We start from the raw sequence: 7,831 nt of genomic DNA on the forward strand, positions 1-7,831 counted from the left end.
GTCGAACCATTGACGAGAGGATCATGGTCCGATGACTCTTCCGAGCACGTCCGACGCGGTCCGGCGGCCGCGCGTCGACACCGTCACGTCGAGGCTGCGCGCCCTGATCGCCGAGGAACGCGCCCGCGGCGGTGACCGGTTGCCGCCGGAGAAGGAGCTGAGCGAGCAGCTGGGCACGTCGCGCGGCACCCTGCGCGAGGCGCTGGCCACGCTGGAGGCAGCCGGCGAGATCGAGCGGCGGCGGCGGGTGGGCACGCTCATCACGGCGCCGCAGCGGTTCGCGCTCGACCGCGCCATCGCCTATCCCATCGACTACATCTGCTCGGTGTCGAGCATCCTGGGCGGTGCGAGCGTCGCGCACACGGTGCGCAAGGTCAGCGTCCACCGCGAGGCCGCCGACGACGAGAGCGGCCCGCTGCTCGGGCTGGCCGCGGGGGCGCCGGTGTTCCGGGTCAGCCGGTCCTACGAGGTCGACGGCGGCGCCGCGGCGCTGGTCGAGCACACCCTGCCGACCACGCTGAACGGCCACGAGGTGCGCATCAACTCGCTGACCGACGGCGTCACCACGTTCTTCCGCGACGTCGAGCACATCCCGCTGGTCCGCAGCGACCACGCCGTCACGGCCGTCGCCGCCACCGGCGAGCTGGCCGCCGAGCTGGAGGTGGCGCCCGGCGCGCCGCTCTTGGTGGTGCACTGCCGGCTGTTCGGCGACGACGAGCGCATCATCGCCCTCGGCCGGCTGGTGTTCCGGCCTGACGCCCTCTACCTCACGTCGAGCGCCTACCCGCGCGTCACGTCCTGAGCGGCGGCGGCGACCTCGTCGTCGAGCGTCGCGCGGACGCAGAGCGCGGTCAGCGCGGGCAGCCGCTTCGCGGGCACCAGGCCGGCCAGTGCCTTCGGCGATGACGGCAGCCCGAGCTTGCGGGCGCCGTCCGCCGCGCGGTCGTCCACGTAGGGCGCGACGTCGGTCCAGACGCCCTGGACCTCGCGGCAGAAGATCGCCGCACCCGCCGGCCCGATCCCCGGCACGTCCTGCAGCCGCCGCTCCAGCTCGCGGGTCGACCCCGCCGCGTCGTGCAGCCGGCGCAGGTCGCCTCTGTACTGGTCGAGCAGCAGCTGCGCGCCGTCGCCGAGCATGGTGGCGGTGCGCTCGTCGTAACGGCGGTAGTGGCCGCGCCCGAGCGCGTCGACCCGCTGCTGCCAGGTCGCGTCGGCCATCCGCCGCGGGGTGCGGAACCCCGCCTTGGACAGCTCCTTCGCCGCGGCGACCGCGATGCCGGCGTCGATGCGGGCGGACAGCAGCACCGCGAGCACGAGCAGCCGGTAGAGCGGCGACGGCTTGTCCGCCAGCCGGATGCCGGCCTGCTCGGCGTACGTCCGGCCGTACCGCCGGAGCAGCTCGGCGACCCGATCCTCGCGCCCCATGCCGCGCGCGTACCCCCGGCCGCCGCCGGGCATGCGCGGGGCTCCGGCCGGGTACCTGGTGGCCATCGACGGACGGAGGACGACGGTGGGCCAGGATGGCGCGATCGGGCTGTGGCGGCAGGGCTATGGGTGGGCGAGCGGCGTGCGCGCGGGCCGGCCGGCCACTCCGGTGCGGTTCCTGGGCCGCCGCTCGGTGGTCGTCGGCGGCCCGGTCGGCGTGCGGCGGTTCTACGATCCGCGGCTGCGGCGCGCGGGAGCGATCCCCATGCCGGTCGGGCGTGTGCTGTTCGGGCAGGGCTCGGTCCACGGCCTCGACGACGAGCAGCACCACCGGCACAAGGCGAGATACCTGGACCTGCTCACCCCGGCGGCGGCCGACGAGCTGCGCTCGCGCACGCGCCACCAGTGGGAGCAGGCGGCCCGCACTTGGGAGCCCGGCCGTCCGTTCGTGCTGTTCGACGAGGCCGTCCGGGTCCTCACGGCGACGATGCTGCCGTGGGCCGGCATCCCGGCCGGCCCGGACGAGGTGTCCCGGCGGGCCCGCCAGCTGGCCGCCGTGCTCGACGGCTTCGCCAGGCCGGGACCGTCGTACGCGCTGGCCGCCACCGCCCGGCGCCGGCTGGACCACTGGGCCGCCGGCCTGATCCGGGCGGCGCGCGAGGGCGGGCTGCGGGTGCCACCTGGCTCGCCGCTCGACGTCATGGCGCAGGCCCGGGAGCCCGACGGCCGGCTCCCGTCGCCGCGGGCGGCGGGTGTCGCCCTGCTCAACGTCGTGCGGCCGGCCGTCGCGGTGGCATGGTTCGTGGCCTTCGCGGGCGTCGCGCTCGTGCACCAGCCGTACTGGCGGGAGCGGATCGCCGCCGGCGACGACGCGGCGCTGCGGGCGTTCGCGCACGAGGTCCGGCGCCGCTACCCGTTCGTGCCGGTGCTCGCCGCCCGCGCCCGCACGGGCCAGGACGTGCTCGGCGTCGACGTCCCGGCCGGCGGCTACGTCGTGCTCGACGTCCACGGCACCGACCACGACCCGGCGCACTGGCCCGACCCGGACCGCTTCGATCCCGGCCGGTTCCTCGGCCCGCCGCCCGAACCCGGCACGCTCGTCCCGCAGGGTGGCGGCGCGCTGCGCACCGGGCACCGCTGTCCCGGCGAGGACGTCACGCTCGTCCTGCTGGAGGAGGCGGTGCGGCGCCTGGCGCTGCTCCCCCTGGAGCTTCCGGAGCAGGACCTCACCGTCGACCTCGCCCGCGTCCCCACCCGTCCGCGCAGCGGCGTGCTCCTCTCGGTGGCGCCATGACCTCCGACCACCTGTCCGACGGCCTGCCGGTGCTGGACTCGCTGGACGAGGTTCTCCGTGCGGTCCAGGACCATCCCGGCCTGCTCGTGCGGTACTCGAACGGCCCCGACGCCGACCGGCGCGACGGCCCGAGCCGCGACTACGAGGCCGGCATCGACCTGCCGGGCTGGTCGGTGACGACGCTGGAGCCAGAGCCGTGGTGGTCGCGATCGCCGGCCGACTGGGTCGCCCGGCGGCTGTGCAAGTACGACGAACTCGGCCAGGACGACCGCTTCCCATGGCTGCTCACCGGCCGCGTCGTCGGCCGGGGCCCGGACCACGAGCCGCTCGTCACGGATCTGGCCCCGGTGGCCCGGGTCGGCCGCCGAGCGCTGTCCGAGGCCCGGCGCCGGTACGAGGAGCGGTTCGACGTCGGCCGCGGCTCCGCGGACTGAGGCCCGAAAGGTCCGGATCGACCCGTTTGTGGCAGGGCGCAGGTGGTAACCGACCAGAGTCGAGTTCTCGACCCGGCGCTGGAGGGGTCCATGACGAAACAACACCAGGACGTCGTCCGCAAGATCGTTCTCGAGTCGCTGATGCGCAAGGTCGAGGCGGACCACTATCCGTCGCCGACGATGCTCGACTACATCGAGTCGCTGCTCACCGAGGACGACCTCCCCGACTACGTCGCGCTACTGGCCGATCGGGTCGAACAGGACCAGTACCCGAGCATCCCGATGCTCCAGCGGCTGCTGCGGCTGGCCGCCTGAGCGGCGCCGGCGGCCCGGCGACCACGTCGTTTGCGGTGGTTCCCGCAGGGTACGCCGCACGTATACCCAAATCGGTACGAACCCCCACAAAGGGAGTGTGCGATGAACACGGCCACCAGGGTCGCCGCAGCGGCGGCCACCGGCTACGTCCTCGGCCGGAGGAAGAGACTCAAGATGGCGATCGCGGTCGGCAGCATGCTGGCCGGCAAGCGGCTGGCCACCGACCCGCGCGGCATGCTGCGGCAGGCGGGCGAGTTCGTCGAGAGCCGCCCGGAGCTGGCGAAGCTCTCCGACCAGGTCCGCACCACGCTGTACACCGCCGCCCGCGGCGCCGCCGTCGGCGTGGTGAGCCAGCGCATCGACCGGCTCAGCGACTCCATCCGCGACCGCTCGGACCGGCTGAGCGGCGCGGTCACCGAGCGGGTCCCGGTCGGCCGCGGGAGCGAGGACGAGAGCGGCGAGGCCGAGCGCGCCGAGGCCGAGGAACCGGCCGCGCGCGAAGAGGCCGAGGCCCAGGAGGAGGAGCGGGAGGAGCGCCGGGGCCCGCGCCGGTCGCGGCGTGAGGAGGACTCCGGCACGGAGGAACGCGGCGAGCGGCCGCGGAAGCGGACCGCGAAGAAGGCGCCGGCCAAGCGGGCCGCATCCTCGCGCGGCGAGGCGTCCGCGCGCGGCGATACGCCCGCCCGCAAGCGGACGGCGAAGAAGTCGGCGTCCGGCCGGTCACGTTCCGGATCGAAGGGATGATCCCGCATGGCACAGACCGATACCGAGACCCGTCCTGACCAAGGCCTGCGCGGCCTGGTCGGCGAGCTGCCGCTCGACCGGCTCAAGGACGAGGCGAAGAGCGGGCTCACCTCGCTGGGCGAGTGGGCGGTCAAGTCCGCCGGCGACCGCATCGGCAAGGCGACCACGAAGCTCGACGACATCGCCGAGGGCGGGCCCATCGGCGGTGCCGCCCTGGCGGGCGCCGCGAAGGAGGGCGTGCCCGGCGCTGTCAAGGGCGCCGTCAGCGGCGTCAAGGACAAGGTCCTGGGCGTCTTCTCCCGCGATTCGAACGGCGGCAACAAGGGCGACAAGGCGATCCGCGCGACCAACATCGTCGAGGAGATCGACATCGGCGCGCCGGTCAGCGTCGTCTACAACCAGTGGACGCAGTTCCAGGACTTCTCCGGCTTCATGAAGAAGGTCGAGAGCGTCGAGCAGAAGGAGGACGAGAAGCTCGACTTCAAGGCGCAGGTGTTCTGGTCGCACCGGACGTGGTCGGCGACGATCCTCGAGCAGGTCCCCGACGAGCTCATCATCTGGCGCTCGACGGGCGACAAGGGCCACGTCGACGGCGCGGTGACGTTCCACGAGCTGGCGCCGCGGCTGACCAGGGTCGTCGTCGTGCTCGAGTACTACCCGAAGGGGCTGTTCGAGCGCACCGGCAACATCTGGCGGGCACAGGGCCGCCGGGCCCGCCTGGAGCTCAAGCACTTCCGCCGGCACGTCATGGTGCACCTCCTCCAGGACCCGGATCAGGTCGAGGGCTGGCGCGGCGAGATCCACGACGGCCAGGTCGAGGTGACCGACGAGGAGGCGCGCGAGCGCGAGGCGGCCGAGGCCGAGGAGGGCGAGGAGTCCTACGAGGACGAGGCGCCCGAGGACGAGGCGGCCGAGGAGGACGAGTACGAGGACGAGGACGAGGAGCCCCTCGACGAGGAGGACGAGTACGACGAGGAGGAGCCTCTGGACGAGGAGGAGTCCCTCGACGAGGAGGAGGAACCGGTCGACGAAGAGGAAGCCGTCGACGAGGAAGAGGAGGAGCCCGTCGACGAGGAAGAGCCCGTCGACGAGGAGCCGGCACCCCGCCGCCGGCGCAGGAGAGAGGTGAGCGCATGACCGTGGTCAACCAGCGACGCTCCGGAGGCGGTGGCCAGCTGCAACGGCCCTCGCCCAGCGGACTCGCCGACGTCGTCGACATCATCCTGGACAAGGGCCTCGTGATCGACGCGTACGTGCGCGTCTCGCTGGTCGGCATCGAGCTGCTGACCATCGACGCCCGCGTCGTCGTCGCCAGCGTCGACACCTATCTGCGCTTCGCGGAGGCGACCAACCGGCTGGACCTGTACGAGCACGGCGGCAAGGACCTCACCGAGCTGATGGGCGACGGCGTGCACCAGGCGGCCCGGGGCAAGACCTCCGGCGCCATCGAGGGCATCAAGGAGGCCTTCACCGGCGGCGACGACGAGGACAAGGAGGATCGGCGCCGGCCGGCCAAGAAGGCCGCGGCCCGCCGGCGGAGGAGCGATAGCGAATGACGCTGACCCAACCAGGAGTCACGATGGACGACCGCACGGCCGGTCCGGCCGCGCTGACAGCGCAATACGTGTATGCCATCGTGCCGGCCGGCACCTCCGCACCGGAGGACTTGACCGGCATCGACGACGGCGACCTCGAGCTGATCGTGCACGGCCCGGTGGCCGCCGTGATCGGCAAGGTCGTCACCGACCGCGCGTTCGGACGGCGCGACGACCTGCTCGCCCACAGCCGGGTGACCGACACGCTGGCGCGGGACTGCGCCGTGATCCCGGTGCGGTTCGGCTCGGTGGTGACCGACACCGGCGCCGTGGTGGCCGAGCTGCTGGAGCCGAACGCGGAGTACTTCGCCTCCATCCTCGACGACCTGGCCGGCCACCGGCAGTTCGTCGTCAGGGCGCGCTACGACGAGGAGGCCGTCCTGGCCGAGATCGTCAAGGAGAACCCGGAGATCGCCCGGCTGCGCGACCTCACGCGCGACCAGTCCGTCGAGGCGAGCTGGAACGAGCGGATCCGGCTGGGCGAGCTCGTCGCCCGGGCGCTCGAGGTCAAGCGCGACGTCGACAGTGCGGACCTGCTCGACCTCCTCACGCCGCATGCGGAGGGGTGGAACATTCGCGCCGCCGGCGAGGTGGACCACCTGATCGACGTCGCCTTCCTCGTCGCCGACGACCAGCAGGAGGCCTTCGACCGGGCCGCGGAGGAGGCGGCGCGGAACCTGGCCGGCCGCGGCCGGGTCCGGCTGGTCGGGCCGACCGCGCCGTACGACTTCGTTCCGGGCGACGACACATGGGCCTCCTGACCGGGCTGGTCACCTGGCCGCTCGCACCCGTCCGCGGCGTGGTCGCTCTCGCCCGGCTGATCGGCACGGAGGCCGAGCGGCAGTACCGCGACCCCGTCGCCGTCCGCCGGGCGCTGGACCAGGTGGAGCAGGACCGCGCCGACGGCCTGATCTCGGAGGACGAGGCGGCGGCGATGGAGGACGAGCTGATCGGGCGGTTGCTGTGAAGGCGACGGAGGTGGCCGAGCGCGCCGTCGAGCAGCTGACGGCGCTCAGCGGCCGGACGGCGGAGGCCGTCACCGGCATCGAGCGGACCGACGACGGCTGGCAGGTGCGGGTCGAGGTGCTGGAGCTGGAACGGATCCCGCACTCGACCGACCTGCTGGCCGAGTACGCCGTCGAGCTCGACGGGGACGGCGACCTGACCAGTTACCGGCGCGTCCGGCGCTACGCCCGCGGCGCGTCGAGAGAGGACTGAACGCATGACGGAGGCCAGAGAGCGCGCCCCGCTCACCCGGCCGTATGGGTCGGCGCTGGCCGCGCCGCCGCAGCCGGCGAACCTCGCCGACATCCTCGAACGGGTGCTGGACAAGGGGATCGTCATCGCCGGCGACATCAGGGTCAACCTGCTCGACATCGAGCTGCTGACGATCCGGATCCGGCTGCTGGTGGCATCGGTCGACAAGGCCCAGGAGATGGGCATCGACTGGTGGCGCCGCGACCCGATGCTCTCCAGCGGCGCCGACGGCGACCGTCACGGGAACGGGGACGGTTCGCGCGATGAGTGAGACCGCGAGTTACCTCTACGCCGTCGCCGCGCCGGTCGGCGACGACGTCCTCGGCGGCCTGCGCGGCGTGGCCGGCGAGCCGGTGCGGGCCGTCCGCCACCGCGACCTCGTCGCCGTCGTCGGCACCGTCGACGTCGGCTCGGACGGCGCGTTCGGCGAGGAGGCGCTGGCCCGCAACCTCAACGACCTCGACTGGCTGGAGGCCGCGGCGCGGGCCCATCACGCCGTCATCGACGGCGTGGCCCGTGCGGTCCCGGCCGCGCCGCTGCGGCTGGCCACCATCGTCGCCGACGACGACGGCGTCCGCGACCGGCTGGAGCGCTGGCACGACGGCCTGCGGCGGGCACTGGACGAGATCGCCGGCCGGGCCGAGTGGAGCGTCAAGGTGTACGCCCCCGAGACCTCCGCACCGGACGCCGTGGCGGAGCCGGTGCCGGCGGCCGGGGCGCCGGGCTCCGGCGCGGCCTACCTGCTCCGCCGCCGGGCCGCCGCGACC

The 7,831-nt window shown here is 73.7% G+C and carries 13 protein-coding genes; 12 read left to right on the forward strand and 1 reads right to left on the reverse strand.

Features of this window, described 5'->3' with window-relative positions:
- Positions 1-31: 31 nt before the first annotated feature.
- Positions 32-802: a GntR family transcriptional regulator gene (locus tag DY240_RS15205; protein ID WP_119660700.1), complete on the forward strand. Its 771-nt coding sequence runs from the start codon at positions 32-34 to the stop codon at positions 800-802.
- Here the strand turns inward: DY240_RS15205 and DY240_RS15210 are convergent.
- Positions 781-1,425, reverse strand: a complete 645-nt coding sequence (locus DY240_RS15210; protein WP_119660712.1) for an endonuclease — start codon at positions 1,423-1,425, stop codon at positions 781-783. The genes DY240_RS15205 and DY240_RS15210 overlap by 22 nt on opposite strands.
- On the opposite strand from DY240_RS15210, the gene DY240_RS15215 reads away from it, so the two are divergent.
- From DY240_RS15215 to DY240_RS15265, 11 genes are all read left to right on the forward strand, one after another.
- Entirely contained in the window at positions 1,424-2,719 is a 1,296-nt protein-coding gene (locus DY240_RS15215; RefSeq protein WP_119660701.1) for a cytochrome P450, read from the forward strand. The two genes, DY240_RS15210 and DY240_RS15215, sit on opposite strands and share 2 nt — an antisense overlap.
- The gene (locus DY240_RS15220) at positions 2,716-3,153 is read left to right on the forward strand and encodes a DUF6098 family protein (protein WP_119660702.1); all 438 of its coding nucleotides are present in this window, start codon (positions 2,716-2,718) and stop codon (positions 3,151-3,153) included. The genes DY240_RS15215 and DY240_RS15220 overlap by 4 nt, the downstream gene beginning before the upstream one ends.
- Positions 3,154-3,243: 90 nt before the next feature.
- Positions 3,244-3,468 carry a hypothetical protein gene (locus tag DY240_RS15225; RefSeq protein WP_119660703.1) on the forward strand — a complete coding sequence of 75 codons (225 nt, stop codon included), beginning with the start codon at positions 3,244-3,246 and terminating at the stop codon, positions 3,466-3,468.
- Between the two features lie 102 nt (positions 3,469-3,570).
- Entirely contained in the window at positions 3,571-4,212 is a 642-nt protein-coding gene (locus tag DY240_RS15230; protein WP_119660704.1) for a hypothetical protein, read from the forward strand.
- Between the two features lie 6 nt (positions 4,213-4,218).
- Positions 4,219-5,349 (forward strand): SRPBCC family protein, encoded by a 1,131-nt coding sequence (locus DY240_RS15235; RefSeq protein WP_119660705.1) that lies wholly within the window; start codon positions 4,219-4,221, stop codon positions 5,347-5,349.
- Positions 5,346-5,768, forward strand: a complete 423-nt coding sequence (gene gvpJ / locus DY240_RS15240; RefSeq protein ID WP_119660706.1) for a gas vesicle protein GvpJ — start codon at positions 5,346-5,348, stop codon at positions 5,766-5,768. The genes DY240_RS15235 and gvpJ overlap by 4 nt, the downstream gene beginning before the upstream one ends.
- A gap of 23 nt (positions 5,769-5,791) precedes the next feature.
- The gene (locus DY240_RS15245) at positions 5,792-6,568 is read left to right on the forward strand and encodes a GvpL/GvpF family gas vesicle protein (RefSeq protein WP_158602863.1); all 777 of its coding nucleotides are present in this window, start codon (positions 5,792-5,794) and stop codon (positions 6,566-6,568) included.
- Complete coding sequence (locus DY240_RS15250; RefSeq protein ID WP_119660708.1) at positions 6,556-6,774, forward strand: gas vesicle protein GvpG; 219 nt, start codon at positions 6,556-6,558, stop codon at positions 6,772-6,774. Before DY240_RS15245 ends, DY240_RS15250 begins: the two co-directional genes overlap by 13 nt.
- Positions 6,771-7,025: a gas vesicle protein GvpO gene (locus tag DY240_RS15255; protein ID WP_119660709.1), complete on the forward strand. Its 255-nt coding sequence runs from the start codon at positions 6,771-6,773 to the stop codon at positions 7,023-7,025. Before DY240_RS15250 ends, DY240_RS15255 begins: the two co-directional genes overlap by 4 nt.
- 4 nt (positions 7,026-7,029) lie before the next feature.
- Entirely contained in the window at positions 7,030-7,335 is a 306-nt protein-coding gene (locus DY240_RS15260) for a gas vesicle protein (RefSeq protein WP_119660710.1), read from the forward strand.
- Positions 7,328-7,831, forward strand: a 504-nt coding sequence (locus DY240_RS15265; protein ID WP_199701546.1) for a GvpL/GvpF family gas vesicle protein, incomplete at its 3' end; no start/stop codon positions are given. The genes DY240_RS15260 and DY240_RS15265, both read left to right, overlap by 8 nt.

It is taken from the genome of Jiangella rhizosphaerae (assembly GCF_003579925.1).
GTDB lineage: Bacteria > Actinomycetota > Actinomycetes > Jiangellales > Jiangellaceae > Jiangella > Jiangella rhizosphaerae.

Bases quoted from the DNA above. Each gene is read 5' to 3' on its own strand.
- DY240_RS15210 (WP_119660712.1), bottom strand. From the start codon at position 1,425: ATGGGGCGCGAGGATCGGGTCGCCGAGCTGCTCCGGCGGTACGGCCGG.
- DY240_RS15225 (WP_119660703.1), top strand. From the start codon at position 3,244: ATGACGAAACAACACCAGGACGTCGTCCGCAAGATCGTTCTCGAGTCG.
- DY240_RS15230 (WP_119660704.1), top strand. From the start codon at position 3,571: ATGAACACGGCCACCAGGGTCGCCGCAGCGGCGGCCACCGGCTACGTC.
- DY240_RS15245 (WP_158602863.1), top strand. From the start codon at position 5,792: ATGGACGACCGCACGGCCGGTCCGGCCGCGCTGACAGCGCAATACGTG.
- DY240_RS15215 (WP_119660701.1), top strand. From the start codon at position 1,424: ATGCCGCGCGCGTACCCCCGGCCGCCGCCGGGCATGCGCGGGGCTCCG.
- DY240_RS15235 (WP_119660705.1), top strand. From the start codon at position 4,219: ATGGCACAGACCGATACCGAGACCCGTCCTGACCAAGGCCTGCGCGGC.
- DY240_RS15205 (WP_119660700.1), top strand. From the start codon at position 32: ATGACTCTTCCGAGCACGTCCGACGCGGTCCGGCGGCCGCGCGTCGAC.
- gvpJ (WP_119660706.1), top strand. From the start codon at position 5,346: ATGACCGTGGTCAACCAGCGACGCTCCGGAGGCGGTGGCCAGCTGCAA.
- DY240_RS15250 (WP_119660708.1), top strand. From the start codon at position 6,556: ATGGGCCTCCTGACCGGGCTGGTCACCTGGCCGCTCGCACCCGTCCGC.
- DY240_RS15260 (WP_119660710.1), top strand. From the start codon at position 7,030: ATGACGGAGGCCAGAGAGCGCGCCCCGCTCACCCGGCCGTATGGGTCG.
- DY240_RS15220 (WP_119660702.1), top strand. From the start codon at position 2,716: ATGACCTCCGACCACCTGTCCGACGGCCTGCCGGTGCTGGACTCGCTG.